The organism is Paraburkholderia sp. FW306-02-B, assembly GCF_058782725.1.
In genome coordinates this window covers 1,058,577-1,074,992 of record NZ_JBYSXZ010000002.1, presented here as the reverse complement: position 1 = coordinate 1,074,992, position 16,416 = coordinate 1,058,577, and the positions used below count along the sequence as shown (strand labels likewise).

General features: G+C 59.3%; 13 protein-coding genes. 7 read left to right on the top strand and 6 right to left on the bottom strand.

Translation table 11 applies throughout. From position 1 onward, the window contains the following. Window positions 1–9: 9 nt before the first annotated feature. Window positions 10–1,470, bottom strand: coding sequence for a trypsin-like peptidase domain-containing protein (locus AC3WOG_RS25840; protein WP_492580719.1), 1,461 nt, complete (start codon window positions 1,468–1,470; stop codon window positions 10–12). 255 nt (window positions 1,471–1,725) lie between these two features. Between AC3WOG_RS25840 and AC3WOG_RS25835 the strand changes: the two genes are divergently transcribed. Then, window positions 1,726–2,601 (top strand): hypothetical protein, encoded by an 876-nt coding sequence (locus tag AC3WOG_RS25835; RefSeq protein ID WP_492580718.1) that lies wholly within the window; start codon window positions 1,726–1,728, stop codon window positions 2,599–2,601. Window positions 2,602–2,796: 195 nt separating this feature from the next. Next, on the top strand, window positions 2,797–4,758 hold the full coding sequence (locus tag AC3WOG_RS25830; protein ID WP_492580717.1) for an alpha-galactosidase: 1,962 nt from the start codon (window positions 2,797–2,799) through the stop codon (window positions 4,756–4,758). A gap of 55 nt (window positions 4,759–4,813) precedes the next feature. Here AC3WOG_RS25830 and AC3WOG_RS25825 read toward each other — a convergent pair whose 3' ends face one another. Further along, complete coding sequence (locus AC3WOG_RS25825; RefSeq protein WP_492580716.1) at window positions 4,814–6,562, bottom strand: beta-galactosidase; 1,749 nt, start codon at window positions 6,560–6,562, stop codon at window positions 4,814–4,816. On the opposite strand from AC3WOG_RS25825, the gene AC3WOG_RS25820 reads away from it, so the two are divergent. Next, complete coding sequence (locus AC3WOG_RS25820; RefSeq protein WP_492580715.1) at window positions 6,557–6,769, top strand: hypothetical protein; 213 nt, start codon at window positions 6,557–6,559, stop codon at window positions 6,767–6,769. The two genes, AC3WOG_RS25825 and AC3WOG_RS25820, sit on opposite strands and share 6 nt — an antisense overlap. Window positions 6,770–6,834: 65 nt before the next feature. Here the strand turns inward: AC3WOG_RS25820 and AC3WOG_RS25815 are convergent, their stop codons facing one another. The 3 genes from AC3WOG_RS25815 to AC3WOG_RS25805 all read right to left on the bottom strand — a co-directional run bounded on the left by AC3WOG_RS25815 (window position 6,835) and on the right by AC3WOG_RS25805 (window position 9,993). After that, window positions 6,835–7,476 (bottom strand): DsbA family oxidoreductase, encoded by a 642-nt coding sequence (locus AC3WOG_RS25815; protein WP_492580714.1) that lies wholly within the window; start codon window positions 7,474–7,476, stop codon window positions 6,835–6,837. A gap of 474 nt (window positions 7,477–7,950) precedes the next feature. Beyond that, the gene (locus AC3WOG_RS25810; RefSeq protein WP_492580713.1) at window positions 7,951–9,096 is read right to left on the bottom strand and encodes a hypothetical protein; all 1,146 of its coding nucleotides are present in this window, start codon (window positions 9,094–9,096) and stop codon (window positions 7,951–7,953) included. 213 nt (window positions 9,097–9,309) lie between these two features. Beyond that, window positions 9,310–9,993, bottom strand: a complete 684-nt coding sequence (locus AC3WOG_RS25805) for a hypothetical protein (RefSeq protein WP_492580712.1) — start codon at window positions 9,991–9,993, stop codon at window positions 9,310–9,312. Between the two features lie 1,117 nt (window positions 9,994–11,110). Between AC3WOG_RS25805 and AC3WOG_RS25800 the strand changes: the two genes are divergently transcribed. The 4 genes from AC3WOG_RS25800 (at window position 11,111) to AC3WOG_RS25785 (ending at window position 14,528) form a co-directional block, all read left to right on the top strand. Beyond that, window positions 11,111–11,482, top strand: coding sequence for a YciI family protein (locus AC3WOG_RS25800; protein ID WP_492580711.1), 372 nt, complete (start codon window positions 11,111–11,113; stop codon window positions 11,480–11,482). After that, window positions 11,479–12,747, top strand: coding sequence for an RNA polymerase sigma factor (locus tag AC3WOG_RS25795; protein ID WP_492580710.1), 1,269 nt, complete (start codon window positions 11,479–11,481; stop codon window positions 12,745–12,747). Before AC3WOG_RS25800 ends, AC3WOG_RS25795 begins: the two co-directional genes overlap by 4 nt. Before the next feature lie 130 nt (window positions 12,748–12,877). Beyond that, window positions 12,878–13,147 (top strand): MoaD/ThiS family protein, encoded by a 270-nt coding sequence (locus AC3WOG_RS25790; protein ID WP_429258514.1) that lies wholly within the window; start codon window positions 12,878–12,880, stop codon window positions 13,145–13,147. A gap of 208 nt (window positions 13,148–13,355) precedes the next feature. Then, a complete protein-coding gene (locus AC3WOG_RS25785) occupies window positions 13,356–14,528 on the top strand; it encodes a WD40/YVTN/BNR-like repeat-containing protein (RefSeq protein WP_492580709.1) in 1,173 nt (390 codons plus the stop codon). A 669-nt stretch (window positions 14,529–15,197) separates the two neighbouring features. Here the strand turns inward: AC3WOG_RS25785 and AC3WOG_RS25780 are convergent. Then, window positions 15,198–16,079: a LysR family transcriptional regulator gene (locus tag AC3WOG_RS25780; RefSeq protein WP_492580708.1), complete on the bottom strand. Its 882-nt coding sequence runs from the start codon at window positions 16,077–16,079 to the stop codon at window positions 15,198–15,200. Window positions 16,080–16,416 lie beyond the last annotated feature (337 nt).

Genomic DNA, 16,416 nt, shown 5'->3' with positions numbered 1-16,416 from the left:
CCGGGCCTCTCATCTAGGTTTGACCGAAACAAAGCTGCGTGCGTTGTTGCGCTGTATGAGCACCGCTATCTCCTTGCCTGCCTTTGCTTCCAGCGCTGCCACGTCCGCCTGCGTTTCGACCAGCGTGCCATTGAGCGAAAGGACGATATCGCCGGGCTGGATGCCAGCGCTTGCCGCCGGCCCCTCGACCCCGTCCACCATCAGACCTACGGCAAGGCCGCGGGCGCGCAGCTCGTCCTGACTCAGCGGATGCATGCTCAAGCCCAGGCGATCCGTTGCGCCACCTTCGCTTTGCCGAGCCGGGGGGCTTTCCGCGGACGCGCCGACCATGACCGTCGTCGTCATCAGTCTTCGATTGCGGATCAGCTTGAGTGTGGTTTTCGTCCCAGGCAGCAGATCAGTAGCAGCCCGGTCGAGTTCGGCCGAGCGATCAATCGTCTTGTCGCCGATCTGTATGATGACGTCACCTGGCTTGAGGCCGCTCGAGGCGGCCGGCGTGCCGGGCGCGACGGAATTGACCAGCGCACCTGCCGGTCGCGGCAGGCCAAAGGCCACCGCCAACCCCGGGCCGACGTCCTGTACCTCCACGCCAAGGCCGCCCGGAGATGTCGCGCGCAGGGCTAGCACCTGCGATCGCACCTTGGCCGTCAGGTTGATCGGGATGGCGAAGGTCAGGCTGGGGTACCTGTCTGAGTCCGCATAAATCTGCACGTCGATGCCGATCACCTCGCCTGCACGGTTGAACAGTGGGCCACCCGAATTGTCCGGATTGGCGGAGACATCGGTTTGAAAAAACGGAAAACTGCTTCCGTCCGGGAGCGCGCGAGAGGTGGCGCTGACAATGCCGGCGGTCACGGTATTCTCGAAGCTGTCGGGCGATCCGATCGTCAGAACCGATTCACCGACGCGTACCCGCGACGAGTCCCCAAGTTTGACGGTCGGAAGCTTCGTGGCATCGACCTGAATTACAGCGACGTCGCTCTGAGTGTCGACCGCCAGGACCTTCGCTTTGAATTCGCGTCGATCGGTCAGTCTGACCGTCACTTCGGCGGCTTGATCCACCACATGAGCGGTAGTCAGAATGAGGCCGTCGGGGCTGACAATGAAACCGGAGCCGGTACCCGTAATGGCGCGTGGCGAACTGTCTTGAGCTGCCTGCGATCGCGGCACCATGCGCTTGACGAACGCTAGAAGGGGATCGTCAGCATCGATTGCCGCGGGAACCGTCAGCGACGATTGCGGCTCCAGGGCAGTCGCGCTGATATTTACGACGGCGGGTCCGTATCGCTCTACGATGGTCGGAAAGTCGACCGGTGCTGAAGCGTTGGCCGATGAAACCCGCTTTTCCTTCGCGGACAGCGGAGCCGCGCCCGCGGCGTTCGCCGTCGGCTGCAGGCAAGGATAGCAAGAGATAAACACAGCTATCACGGCCGCGTGGAACAAGATGCGAGCAAGAGTCCGGTCAAACACAGTGCGCCTCCGTAGCGGGTGTTATGCCCGCGCCGGGTGCGTGAAACGCCGGTGCGAAAAAGCGTGACCCTCGCCTACTATGATTTATAGCGGAGCAACGGGAAAATTCCAGATAGCGCTATTCCTGGGGTACGGATACGGCAATGATCGACGAGGTATGCTGCACGGTAGATGCCGACAACCTGGGGCGGGAGCACGTCAATGGTCGCGCTTGCTAAAAGCATAGGCAACAACAGGCCACGCAGACTGAGACTGATGTTGGCCATCCTGGCCGTGTGCTGCCTGTGCCATGGCCTGCTCGCGTTGGGGGCGGACGATGCTTCGAGCTTACGCGACAAATACCAGAGCTTGACGCAACAGCTCAAACATAACCAGTTCCAGCGTCCGCTGTATCTTGAATCGGCAGAGTCACCGTCCGCGCTCAAGGGCGACATTTACGCCGTGGTGGACTACCCATTCGCTACAGTCAGCGGCGCGCTCGATGACCCCACGCACGGCCCTGCCAACTGGTGCGACGTGCTGATACTGCACCTTAATACCAAGTATTGCCATGCCTCGACCAGCAGCAACGGCGATATGGTGAGCGTGAATATAGGCAGAAAAGTCGAACAGAAACTCGCGGACACCTACCGCGTGCAATTCCATTACCGCGCAGCAGCCACGAGCCCGGAATACTTCCAGGTGGACCTCAACGCCGACAGCGGTCCGCTGAGCACAAAGGATTACCGTATCGTGCTCGAAGCGGTAGGCATAAGTGGCAACCGGACCTTTCTGCACCTGACCTACTCGTACAGCTACGGCATGGCGGGACGCATCGCCATGAAAACCTATCTGGCGACCATTGGCAGCGACAAGGTCGGTTTTACCACCGCCGGTGGTCCGTCCGCCGAACAGACTGAATACCTAGGCGGGGTTCGCGGCCTGGTGGAACGCAATACAATGCGCTACTACCTGGCGATAGACGCCTATCTTGGCGCGCTGTCCAGCACGCCTGACAAGCGTCTGGAGCAACGCCTTACTAACTGGTTCGATGCAACTGAACAGTATCCGCGTCAACTGCATGAGGTGAGTCGGCAGGAATATATCCAGATGAAATATAAGGAATACGAGCGCCAGCAGACGGAACAATAGGCAGGTGGCGCACCAGTGCCGGCACGGCACGCATCCGGCTTCCGTCAGTATGGTGATCAAATCGTAGATGCTCGAGCGCGGCTGGGTACTGCTTCGGGACATGCAGGCCTTGCACACTGTAAGAATTCATGCACTTGCTGAATCCGCCCGAAGTACTCTATGGATCATGCACCCGCCTCATCCAGGGCTTCGTCCATGCACGCCAAAGAAACTGCGTCCACGCATCCGGGCATGCCCGTGTTCCAGACGAACGGTGACCGGCATTGCTTCGGTAACGCGGCGATCGCCTTGAACTGGACCGTCAGGCACCAGCATCTGGCCGGTTTCGCCCTGACCGACCGCGTGCACGCGCGCACGCTGCCGGTCACTGCGCCATTTGCACTATCGCTGGCCGACGGTCGCACACTGGGCATTGCCGACCTGAAGCTGCTTGCGCCACTGCGCGAAGCAACGCTGAGCGCACATCCCAATGCGTCCCGACTGGCCGAACGGATTGCTGGCAGACGCGTGCACGCCATCCTCGGTGACGAACAGGGTCGCCTGCGGGTGGAGTGGAGCGTGGAGCAACGCGAAAGCTCGCAGTACTTGCGCTTACAGGTGGCGATTACCGCGATCAGCAAGGACGAGCACATTGCCACCGTTTCGCTGCTGGAGACGCAGGCGTCCGGTGCGCAAACCAGCGGCGAGTTCAAGGGCACACCTGTGGTCGAGGGCAATGTCTACCTCGGTTTCGAGCTTCCGTTGTCGGAAAGCCAGATACGCGGCGACACCGTCAGGTTCATCCTGCCGCGGGCCTTGCCGCTGGAACAGGGCAAGACCAGTGTCTTCTCGGCGGTGGCGGGTGTGGCTCGCGAGGGCCAGCTACGCCGCGATTTCGCGGCCTATCTCGAACGCGAGCGAGCCCATCCGTACCGCCCGTTCCTGCACTACAACTGCTGGTACGACATCGGTTACCTCACGCCGTACACGCAGCAGCAAGCGCTCGAACGCATCCACGACATCGGCCGCGAGTTGCACGACAAGCGTGGCGTACAACTCGATTCCTTCCTGTTCGACGACGGCTGGGACGACTACAGCGGCAGTTGGCATTTCGGCAAGGATTTTCCGCATGGATTCGTGCCGCTGCGCGACGCTGCCGCCCGGTACGGCGCGGCGCCCGGCGTGTGGCTGTCGCCGTGGGGCGGCTATGGCTCGACGCGGCAGGAACGCGTGACGCGGGGCCACGCCGCCGGATACGAGATCATCGATGGTTGCTTCGCGCTGTCCGGGCCGACATACTATCGACGCTTCCATGAGGCCGTGATGGAACTGCTCACGCAGCACGGCATCAATCAGTTCAAATTCGATGGCGCCGGCAATGTCGACAAGGTGGTCCCGGGCAGCCGCTTCAGCAGCGACTGGGACGCGGCGATCCAGCTGATCGAGGACATCCGCGAGGCCAGGCCCGATACCTTCATCAACCTCACCGTCGGCACGTATCCGTCGCCGTTCTGGCTGCGCTACGCCGACTCGATCTGGCGCGGCGGCAACGATGACGACCTGGCCGGCGTAGGCAGCAATCGCGAACGCTGGATGACCTATCGCGACGCACAGACCTACCGCAACGTCGTAGTCAGGAGTCCGCTGTTTCCGCTCAACTCGCTGATGCTCCACGGCATCATCTATGTGCAGTGCAACGATCGGTTGAACACCGCTCAAGGCCGGGAGTTCGCAAACGAAGTGCATTCGTACTTCGGCAGCGGCGCACAACTGCAGGAGCTGTACATCACGCCGTCGCTGCTGAGCGACGGCGACTGGGACGTTCTCGCCGAGTCTGCCAGGTGGGCCCGGGCGAACGCCGACGTGCTGCGCGACAGCCACTGGATTGGCGGTGCGCCGGACGGGCTCGAGGTGTACGGCTGGGCTGCATGGTCGCCGGTCAAGGCGATCATCACGCTGCGCAATCCCGACAGCCAGGCGAAGCGCTTCGTGCTCGATTTGCGGCGGCAATTGGAGTTGCCGGCCGGCGCGGCGGGACGATTCCAGACGCACAGCTTATGGCACGGCCATGTCTCGCATGTTCCATCGGTGCTGGACGCGGACCGGCCGCAGACCATCCAGCTCTCGCCTTTCGAGGTGCTCACTTTGGAGCTCGTGCCGGTTGGTGGCGAAGGGTAATCGAGGCAGCCGTGGATGTCCCGGCGCCGGTTTCCGTTGGCTTCCGGCGGTTTCTTTACGATAGCGTGCGCGCTAGTTCAACCGGTTTCGCTTCAAGCTGATGGAGATCGAAGATGACGATCTTGTTGTTACCCTGCCGCAGCCAGGGTGCTGGACAATACAGCCGCTTTTGCGGGCCGATATTCCAGTAGCGGCCGAGATTGTGCCCGTTGACCCAGACGACGCCTTTGGTCCAGCCACTCATGTCGATATAGGTATCACCGACTTCATCCAACGGCAAGGTGGCTTTGAAGAACAGTCCGGCCTTGAGTGGGTTCGCACAGACGGCGCGCAGGTTAGCGATAAACGCGGTATCCATCGGCAACAGGAAGACTTCCCAGCCGGTGAGCGTGTCGCTCGAACCTCCCGCAACCCGCAGCGTGACTGGTTCGAGAATGCCTTTGCGGTCGGTCATCGCGTGGCCGTAATTAACACGACCCATGCCCTCCACGAGAATCTCCAGTGATACGGCACCGTCCGGCGACGGGAACGGACATGCAAGCGGCGCGCGGTGCGTGACATTCAGCGGCCGCGCGCAGTGCTCTGGCATGAGCGCTCTCGACACGCCGCCTACATATTGCTCGCCGACGAAAACGGTCGCGTAATCGTGAACATCCTTGATATCCAGCACACCACCGCGATAGCTCTGCAGCTTCTTGCGATACAGCGCGAAACCGAATGCCTGCCCAACCATCTCGAACGGCTGGGGCTGGACGGTTTGTGCGGCCGGGAGCGCGGCAGGCAGGTTGTCCCAAATGGACGCGTAAAGATCCGGCATCAAGGCCTGGCGTCCTCCGCGCCTGATCGTCGGGACAGGTTTGGGTATATCGGGCAACGGCGTCGATAGATAGCGGGCGATGATGCGGCGGTACTTCATGTACTTCGACGTCGCCACGCCTTGCTCGCTGATGGGTGCTGCGTAGTCGTAGCTAGTAATGTCGGGTCGATATTCGCCTGAATCGGCATCCACGTTTGCGCCGGCATAAAAGCCGAAACTGGTGCCGCCGTGAACGACATAGAGGTTGAACGACAGCTTCAGTTGCATGAGCGCGTCCAACGTGCCGGAGATGTCGACGGCCGTGCCTTTGAGCGTCTCGTCGCCCCAATGGGTGAGCCACCCTGGATACACTTCGCCGGCCATCGCCGGAACGGCCGGAAATTCCCGCCGCACGGCCGCGATTTGCTCTGCATCGCCATTGCTCAATGCAATCGCGCCGCCGGTGACGTTGGTGCGATTCTGTTCAAGCTGCCTGATGCCGTCTTCGGTATAGAACGGCCCATGTATCCCTTCTTCAAGCCAGAGCTGCCGTATCTCTTCGAGGTAAGCTGGATTGCTGGCGTACGAGCCGAATTCGTTCTCGATCTGAATCATCAGGATCGGTCCACCGTTACTCACCAGCAGTGGTTCGACGCGCGGGCTCAGCGCCCTGATGTAGCGAGCTACCGCCGACATGTAGCGAGGATCGTTAGCGGAGTCGGTCCTGAGCTGGATGTCCGGATAACTCAACAGGTACGACGGAATGCCGCCCAGATCCCATTCGCCGCAGATATAGGGACCCGGCCGCAGCAACACCCACATCCCCTCCTGCTGGCACAGTCGAATGAATGCTTCGATGTTGCGGTTCCCTGTGTGGAAATCGAAAACGCCGGGACTCGTTTCGTGGTAATTCCACATGACGTAGAGGGCGATGCAGTTCATCCCCATCGCCTTGGCCATCAGGATGCGATGCTGCCAGTATTCGGCGGTGATGCGGGCGGGATGCATCTCCCCGCTGCGGATCTGGAAAAGCTCGCCGTCGAGCAGGAAGTTTTCGCCGTCCTGACTGAACGAAAAAGTATGTCCGCTGTTGACTGCTGGGGCTGGGATGTCGACTGCGGAAGTTCCGGTCAGGCTGCTGTTCGGCCGAAGCAGACAGTCATCGCCTGTGACCTTACGCTGTTGCGAACGGCTGCTATGGACAAGGTTGAATGACTTTTTTTTCGACCCATGCATGAAGCACCACCTTGCCGAGCCGCTGCGTAGGCGCGGCTGCCGCACTACGCTTCGGCCAGAATCTGCTGGATGACTTGCTCGAAGGTTTCCACGGGTTGTCCGCCGCTCACCAGATAGCGACCGTTAAAGATGATCGCCGGCACTGACTGGATACCCGCTGCCTGGTATTCCCGTTCTTCCGCACGAACCTCGTCGGCATAGTCGCCGCTGCGCAGTACCTCACGTGCTTCCACAGCGTCGAGCCCGACGGATTGGGCCGCGTCGACCAGAACTTCGTGATCGCTCGGGTCTTTACCCTCGGAATGATAAGCCCGCAGCAACGCCACCTTGAGTGGCAACTGCGTGCCTTTGATACCGGCCCAATGCATCAGGCGGTGCGCATCGAAGGTGTTATAGACACGCGTACGCGGGCCGAAGGCAAAACCGACGCTCGCCCCACGCTCCCGGATCATGGCTTGCGTTTCGGCGATCTGTGCCGGCGTGCGTCCGTATTTTTTGCCGAGATAGTCGACAATGGCCTCGCCGTCCGGCCCCATGTGCGGATTCAACTCGAAGGGATGTACGACTATTTGAGTGTCGACCGCTTCGCCCAGGCGCGATAGCGCAAGCTGCAGCGACGACAGGCCGATCGCACACCATGGACATGCGATATCGGATACGAAATCGATTGTTAGCTGTTGTGTCATTGCTTTCCTGACGGGAATAACCTGTGGCTTGGCCAGCCCGGTACGGCGCAAAGGCGGCCCGTTGGGTAGCCTAGCCTGAATTGCCAATTTTTGCAGGACGGCGTTCCGGACGTCATTCAAAGCTTCGCCTTTACGGTAAGAGCATCCCGATGTCGCCGGCTTGCGCCGGGACAGACATGGGCTTTGAGGTCCGGCTTAGGGCTCGGGAGCGGCCGGATCTCGGCCTTATGCGGACGGTCACAGTTCATCGCGGTACTGGCGCAACGAATGGCTGCATACGAGCGAAGCCTCGGACAGAAGTTGACCCACTTCTACCCTTGGATGCGTCTCCATCTGAACGGCAGCTTTCGAGGTCAAACGGTCATCCGTTAGCCTACGGCCGCCGACACGTTCTGGGCCGAAGCCACTGTTCGCTAAATCTCACGCAAGGCGGACCTGGATGTCCGCTGCCGAGAAGCTTGGAAGCTAAAATGCCTACATTAGGGAGGGGACCTTTCTCAGCCGGGTCTGAAACCAAGAATAGCTGTTAATAAACTCCTCCTTGTCAATTGATGGAACCGGCTTCGCATGCGCTTCATACCGCCGAGCAATATTTATTGTGTCCATATTCATTTCAAAACGATCCAGCTTTTTATCGAATGTCGGCCCAAAATCTTCCCAATTAAATTTAAAAATTGGTTTCAAATCCGATAAAAAAAGCTCATTTATTGCCTCCTGCGGACGACGACCAACAAAAAGTTGGCTTTGATCCGGGCCTCCCACTCGCGTCCGAAGGCCTTTCACAATTTGCTGAGAGATTTGTTTGTCGTCAAATCCAAACTTAAAACCCAGCACCATCAAAATGTACCTTCGCAGAGCGATTTCGACTTCTGTTCGTTTCTCAAACAGCTCGGATAAATCAAGGAGGTCCGGCTGTTCCGGAAGCATCTCAAGAGGGAGATCCCCTCGTTTGAATGGAGAAATAATTCCTTTATAGGATACGCCATATTCCATCAAGAAATTTCGCAAATCCCTGATGGCAAACGTACCGGTTATAGAGTGCACCAAGCCATAGCGAACAAACTGAACAGCCTTTTCGGGTGTATCTTTGAGGAATTCAAGGACGAATTCCGTATCGCCATTTGCGAGCAAAAGCAAAAGGTCGTACTCGTCGGGATACCACCAAACGAGCGACAGTAGGATATCTTTGATCGGCTGAGACAGGCGAGCGCGGACTGCGCTCATTTGCGACTCAAAATCCTCTCTCGTAATGCTCACCTTCCTTTCCACGGGAACACTTCCCTTGGAGCGGGCAACCTCGCTGCAGGTCAGTCTAATCAGGTACGGATGACCACCATAGGTGTCTTGTAGAAAGTCATAGCATTGCTCATCGAAATAAAACCCGGAGTACTTCCCAATAGACCTAACCATATCGCGAACATCGGAGCGATTCAGCGGCTCCAGGTAATACGGGACGGCAAGCTGGAAAATAGGATTTTGAATGCGCTCGAAATGGGATTGTTCGACACTAGAAGGATTAACACCGGCAACGACAAAAACTAGACTTCCGCCTAGCTCTTGCGAGATCGATCGAATGGTCTGCCAAAAGGGCACAAAGTCGTCGTCCCAGTGCAGTCCCAAATTGTTGCTAATCCCTGGTGTTATGAACTCTATCTCGTCCAGGAGCAAAACGACTTGGCCAAATTTTCCAACCTCGACAACCTGCTTGATGAAATGATTGAAACTATTGGCTGCGCTTGAGGCATCATAGACGCCAATATCCGGGACCTCTTTTGAAAACTTGTTTTTGACAGTCTGACTCAGCCGAGACGCTATTTCTTGCAGGAGCTGCCATCATCTAGCTCCGTAGATTCCGGGGCTTTGGCAGTCGATGTATTCCACCAACGCCCCTTTATCGAAAAGGCGTCGCTGAAGAGCAAACATAACGGACGTCTTTCCGGTCTTCCGTAGGCCGAAAATTCCGGAATTTTCTTTGCGAACGACAATCCGTTGAATTACCTCCTGAACTAGCGGATCCCTGCCGTAGAAATACTTGTCATGCTTAATAGGAGAAGACATGCCGAACAAGTCAAATGTTCCAATGCGCTCTGCAAGCCTTGAGCGCAGGAAAAAGGCGCCACGCTGCTTGTTACGAAGCTCATTGGCTTGAATTGGAACGATTATCCAGTCATTTGTCTGTTTTAGTAAATCGGCCGTTGACTCCAACTCCCCCTCGTGAATAATAATCGCCACAACCTTATCCACACGGTGTCTAAAATCAGGAGAGGCAGCTATGTTTTCTAGATTTGTAAGCGTTCGCGCATCCGTTTTTATATGCGGCGAATATAAGACGATTATTTCTTTTTGTAACCCGAAACGCTCGGCCACACCGTTCTTGGGGTCGCAAAGCCACATAAACTGGCCACCATGCTGATTTCCGAACGTAACGTCGAACGCTTCATCCAAAGCGTCTGCAAGACTCAATTGTTCCGAATGCGATGAAAAGAAACGATCCCGCGCCTCTTGTTTGATGGTCACGACTAAGCCCTTTTTTGGTCAATTTCTACGATTCGAGTAGATGCATTTCAGTTATTTTTTAATTGGCGGCAAGCTGCAAATAAGGAGTTGTTAGCTATCCATCCAAGGTTAACGAACAGGCCGCCCCGCGATGATCCACAAAAAATTTCCCAATGTACCAATCTGTTGCCCCCAATTTTGTATTCTTTGAGTCCACATCGCGACGATACGTTATATCGACGCTTGACGAAAAAACTTTAGGGTTTACACGACAAGAGTGGTCTTGGGGAAATGGCGAGTGTCTTCCGCGTTGCCCCGTGAACGATCGATTAGCGGTGGCAAAATCTATATCTGGGCCGGAGATGTACCCGTCTCGATCCGCGCACGAAGGCCCCTCGTTTGAGCAAAACGCGACATTCGAACGTCCGCGCGAGCAATATGACCGACGTCGTAGCTGGCCGGGTACGGTCCGACGCCCAACCCCGCCCGTCAACGGACATTCACCGACATCGACTTGCTGCCACGAACGACCGCTTCGGCCGATCAACCGTCTGTCACTTCGCGTCAGTAATCGGGAAGTCGTCGGCCTTTGCCGACACTCAGGCATCGTCGCCGGTGAGGCCACTACAGGTTCCTTTCCTGACGTTCGCACAAAGGCAGCGCGAATGTGAGCTCCCGCCGCAAGCGTATGCGAAGTTTCGCCCCCTGAACGGACCGCGGGCCGGGTGCCACCTAATCGACAGCTTCAAGGTGTAGTCATTTACTCTTTCGAGTCACTCGGCAGGTCATCGACAGAGCGATCGCTGGAGAAGTCGGGCGCTTCTTCTCGAACCTTTGTCGGTGTCAAGACTGGGACAGTTGAAAATCAGATATTCTCGCTGAGATTATTGCGATACCTGCGGGAACCGGGCTTTGATGCGGTCTGCAACGGTGCGGTGAAATTGATAGCCGCGCGGAGGGGATGGCGGGCTCGCCCGAAGTGACCGCGCGCAGGGTCCTCGACGGAGGCGAACGCTTAAGGCGAGCGCGCCGTTCGCGATTTTTTCGACGCCGCCTGTCCGTCAGCATGCGGCCCGAGCGTCATTGTAATGGCGGTCCAATGTAATTCACCCGCCTTAACCCCATGACGGAGGCTCATATGCAATACCTATTGATGATCTATTCGGAAGAAAACGGCTGGAGCCAGATGACCGACAGCGAGCGGCAGCAAGGGGTTGCCGCATATCAGGCGTACACCGAATCGTTGAAAAAAGCGGAGGCGCTGGTGGGCGCTAACCGGCTGCAGCACACGAGCACGGCCACCACGGTGCGGCTCGTCGACGGCAAGCCGCAGGTGCTTGACGGACCGTATTCCGATTCGAAGGAGCAGCTCGCCGGCTACTACCTGATCGACGTGCCCAACCTGGACGCGGCGATCGCGTGGGCGTCGCGTTGTCCCGGCGCGGCGCACGGCCTCATGGAAGTGCGCCCGGTCTGGACTGCCCCCTACGACGCGCCATCTGCTGCATGAGTCCATCCGGCGGCAGCCGTGACGCTGACGGCGCCGCGCATTCGATTGCCGAGGCGGTCGCTCGCCGCAGTTACGGCAAGCTCGTCGCGCTGCTGGCGATGCGCACGCGCGACGTCGCCGCGGCCGAGGACGCGCTGGCCGACGCGTTTGCGGCCGCGCTCGCGGACTGGCCGGAGCGCGGCTGCCCCGCGAATCCCGAAGCGTGGCTGATGACGGTTGCGCGCCGCCGGGCGGTCGATGGCGCGCGTCATCGCCGTGTCGGCGACGAAGTGGCGAACCAGCTCGCGATCCTCGCCGACGAGATCGACGAGCGTGAAGCAGGCATGTTGCCCGACCGGCGGCTTGCGCTGCTGTTCGCGTGCACGCACCCTGCGCTCGAGGCCGCGATTCGCACGCCGCTGATGCTGCAGGTGGTGCTGGGGCTCGAAGCAAAGACGATTGCGTCCGCGTTCCTGATGTCGCCCGCCGCGATGAGCAAGCGCCTCGTGCGGGCGAAGAACAAGATCCGCGAGGCGGGCATTCCGTTCAGCGTACCGGAGCGCGAGGAGTTGCCCGGCCGGCTCGCTGCGGTGCTGGAAGCGGTCTATGCGGCGTATGCGGAAGGGTGGACCGATCCGGTCGGCGGCGATACCGAGCGGCGCGATCTCGTCGGCGAGGCGCTGTTTCTTGCACAACTGCTCGTCGAACTGCTGCCCGAAGAGCCAGAGACGCTTGGTCTGCTCGCGTTGATGCTATATGCGCAGGCGCGGCGCGATGCGCGACGCGATGCAGCCGGCGACTACGTGCCGCTGTCGGCTCAGGATCCGGCGACATGGGACGCGCCGATGATCGCCGCAGCCAACGCATTGCTGCGGCGCGCAAGCGCATTCAACGCAATCGGACGCTTTCAGCTCGAGGCCGCGCTGCAGTCGGCGCACGTCCACCGCTGCCGGACGCATCGCCCGAACTGGGACGAGATCGTGCAGCTCTACGATGCGCTGCTCGCGATTGCAGCGTCGCCGGTGGTCGCGGTGAACCGCGCGCTCGCGCTGGCGGAACGGGACGGCCCGCAGGCGGCGCTCGACGCGCTCGAGCCGTATGCGGACGATCCGCGGCTGGCCGACTACCAGCCGTACTGGGCCGCGCGCGCCGATCTGCTCGCGCGTGCCGGCGCGACGGCCGAAGCGCTCGGCGCGTACGATCTCGCGATCGGACTCGAGCGCGATCCGGCCGTGCGCCGGTTCCTGCAGCGCAAGCGCATCGAGCTGTCATCGGCGAGAAGTTAGATGTCGATACGTGAAGGGCGGTGAGTCATGCCGCTTATCGTCTGGTGGATGGCGATGCCCCGAAACAACCGGCAAATCGCCTAAACTACAAAACCAACGGACACTGTCATCCCCGCGACGCTACTCCGCCATGGCGCATATCTTCTTCGCTGCTTCGATTCAGCGACATATCGCAACGCCCGAGCGCGAGATCGACGCGCGCACGCTGGGCGAAGCGCTCGAGGCCGTCTTCGCCGCGCAACCTCGACTACGCGGCTACATCCTTGACGATCAGGGCTCACTGCGGCGGCATCTCGCCGTGTTTGTCGACGGCCGGCGGGTGCGCGACCGACAACATCTGTCCGATGCGCTCGGCGAGCAAAGCCGGGTTTACGTCGTACAGGCGCTGTCGGGCGGGTAAGGGGGTTCCATCTGTACTCGAGCTTTGCATGGGACCGGAGTAACGCGCTAAAGCGCGAACTCTGGTCGACAGCTGAAGCGCTAACAGCTTTGCATGGGATCGGAGTAAGTGCTCTGCATGGGGCCGGAGTAAATGCTGAAGCATTAACTCCGGCCGACAGCTAAAGCGCCAACTCCGATCGACATCTGGTCGACAGGAGACACTCGACATGAGCGATCGCTTGCTTGTCGCGACCCGCAAGGGTCTGTTCGTTCTGAAAGCCAATGGCAAGGGCGGCTGGGAGTTCGGTGAGTTGCATTTCGCCGGCGAGCCGGTGAGCATGGTGCTGCCTGATTCGCGCGACGGATCGCTGTATGCCGCGCTCAATCTCGGCCACTTCGGCGTGAAGCTGCATCGCCGGCGCGCGGGCATGGCGGATTGGGAAGAGTGCGCGGTTCCCGTCTACCCGCCGCAGCCTGCCGATGAGACGCGTGCCGGTGACGGCGCAAACGCGAATGCAGACACCGGCGCTGACACGAGCGCCGACAATGCGAGCGCCGCCGTGCCCAGCCCGCCACCCCCTGCCTGGACGCTTCAACAAATCTGGTCGCTCGAAACCGGCGGCCCGGACGAGCCGGGCGTCTTGTGGGCCGGCACGATTCGCGGCGGGCTCTTCCGTTCCGGCGATGGCGGCGACACATGGGTGCTCAACCGTGCGCTGTGGGATCGCCCGGAGTGCCGCGAATGGTTCGGAGGCGGTTACGACGCGCCGGGCATCCATTCCGTGATGGTCGATCCGCGCGACAGCCAGCATGTAACAATCGGCGTATCGTGCGGCGGCGTCTGGCAAACCGCCGACGGCGGCGCGACCTGGCGCGTGACTGCCGAGGGCATGGAGGCCGACTACATGCCGCCGGAGCGGCGCGGCGATGCCAACGTGCAAGACCCGCACCGGGTCGTACAATGCGCGGCAAATCCAGATGCGCTGTGGACGCAGCATCACTGCGCAATCTTCCGTTCGACCGACGGCGCGGCACACTGGCAGCGGATCGAAGCGCAGCCATCGAGCTTCGGCTTCGCGGTTGCCGTGCATCCGTACGAGCCGGACACCGCGTGGTTCGTGCCCGCCGTGAAAGACCAGTGCCGGATCCCGGTGGACGGCCGGCTCGTCGTCACGCGCACACGCGACGGCGGCCGCACGTTCGAGCGTTTCTCGAATGGCTTGCCGCCAGCACCGGCGTATGACCTCGTGTATCGGCACGGGCTCGCTGTAGATGACTCCGGCACGCGCCTGGCGATGGGGTCGACCACCGGCTCGCTATGGACGTCCCACGACGGCGGCGAAAGCTGGCAATTGATTTCAGCGCATTTGCCGCCTGTTTATTGTGTTCGGTTCGGATGAGGGGCTTCGCCAATCGAACGGCGGCTTACAGTGAAGGGGGCCGACGAGCGGAATGAGTCCGGAATCGAGGGAAAAGGCGCTTAGACTTTGATAGCGGACGTTGTCGTCGCAAACACCCGAATGACAGCTGCGGGCCGGAAAGCTCGCATACATCGACGGCGAAAAACAGACGTTCGCAGTTTTCAATCAAGCAATGTCCGATTCGCGCAGCGAAGCGGTCATCTCAGTGGGGATTGGCGATCCGTCAGCTTCGGCCGACGACTTGCCGATCACTGACGCGAAGTGACAGACGGTTGATCGGCCATACCCGACACTCAGGTACCGGCATCGATGAGGCGGCTACTGGTCGCTTTCCCGACATTCGCGCCTCGGCAGCCGCGAACGTCAGCTATCACTTCAAGCGGATGCGTACTTGCGACCCTGAACCGCCCTTCGAACCGGGACCATCTCAACGCCCGCTTTCGGAGTACGACGGCCATTCTTAGATCAAACCGGATGACAGTTGAACGACGGAAACGGTCGTTCGCACTCGAGAGGCATATGTCCGCTTTGGGGTTGTTCAACGGCCAGTCGGATCGGTGCGAATGCGGGGGCCTACCCGTTCAGTCGCTAACTTGACCATCCCTTCGCATGAACGGAGATCGTCATGGGCTATTTGCCACATGGTGCTCAAACACGCTGAGAGAGCGTCGTCACGAAGAAATCAGTTACCAGCCGCACACGGGCTGGTACAAACCTACGCTTTGGCCAGATGAGGCTGACGTCTCTCGCTTCATTCATAAACTGATCGAGCACGGTAACGATGTCTGGATGCTGGAGTTCACCTACCAACGACGCCCGGGAAAACATGCCTATGCCTATACCAGCAAGCACCCCGGAAAGAATCGTCTCCATACTGTTCGAAGAAAGATTGCCGCTCACGGGCACGCTAAATTCTCCTTTTGGGCCGCCAAAAGCCCAATTCGTCATCTCGTTGTAGACAAGACAATTGTGATTGACAAGATCCTCCGGGACCGTGGGCGCCTCGTGTCGAGCAAAATAACGGCGAGACCCAACACATACCAATGAAGTGCCCGTCACCCGTTTCACCACCGCATCCGGATCGTGCACAGGACCGACTCTAATCGCTAAATCGATCCCGTCCGCAAGCAGATCTCGGACGCTGTCCGAAAGACCAAGATCCAACTTGATCTTCGGATGAAGTGCCAACAATTGTGGGATCAGCGGAAGGACATGAAGCCGGCCAAATGTAGAGGGTGCAGCGATCCTGACAAGACCGGAGACTTCCAGCGAGCTGCTGGTTAGCTCCCCGTCCGCTTCGTCCATTTCCTCGAGAAGCGGCTTGATACGGTCATAGTATTTTCGCCCTTGATCGGTCAGCGTCACACTGCGCGTGCTCCTGTTGAAAAGCAGCACACCGAGCCGCTTCTCCAATGCACTGATGGATTTGCTCATTCCAGATTGCGAATCATCAAGCCGGCGCGCGGCAGCGGAAAAACCACCCGCTTCTGCAACCGTGATGAAAGCGGTCAATTCATGAAATCGATCCATTCCATTTCCTTGGCGAGCTTGGCGGGGCTCGCATGAACCTTGCCAGGAATCGACTGCGGACCTCCCGGGGGGCAGACCGACCTATTCTTTCAAAGAATGATACCTATGAAATATTTGCCCATTATCAATCTTAACCGACCAAATTAGTATCGATGCGTGCCCGATCAATCGGTCGAACGACAGCAGAAGCTAGCGTGGCAACACGTTTTTAACCAAACAATGCGTCACAGCCGCCCAAGCCCATCGAGCACCTTGAAACCCCTGTTGGAAGGAACGCCGCTCATCGATTTTTTGGCCGATAAGTTGCGGCGCTTCCTGGATCAACAACGAAACTACT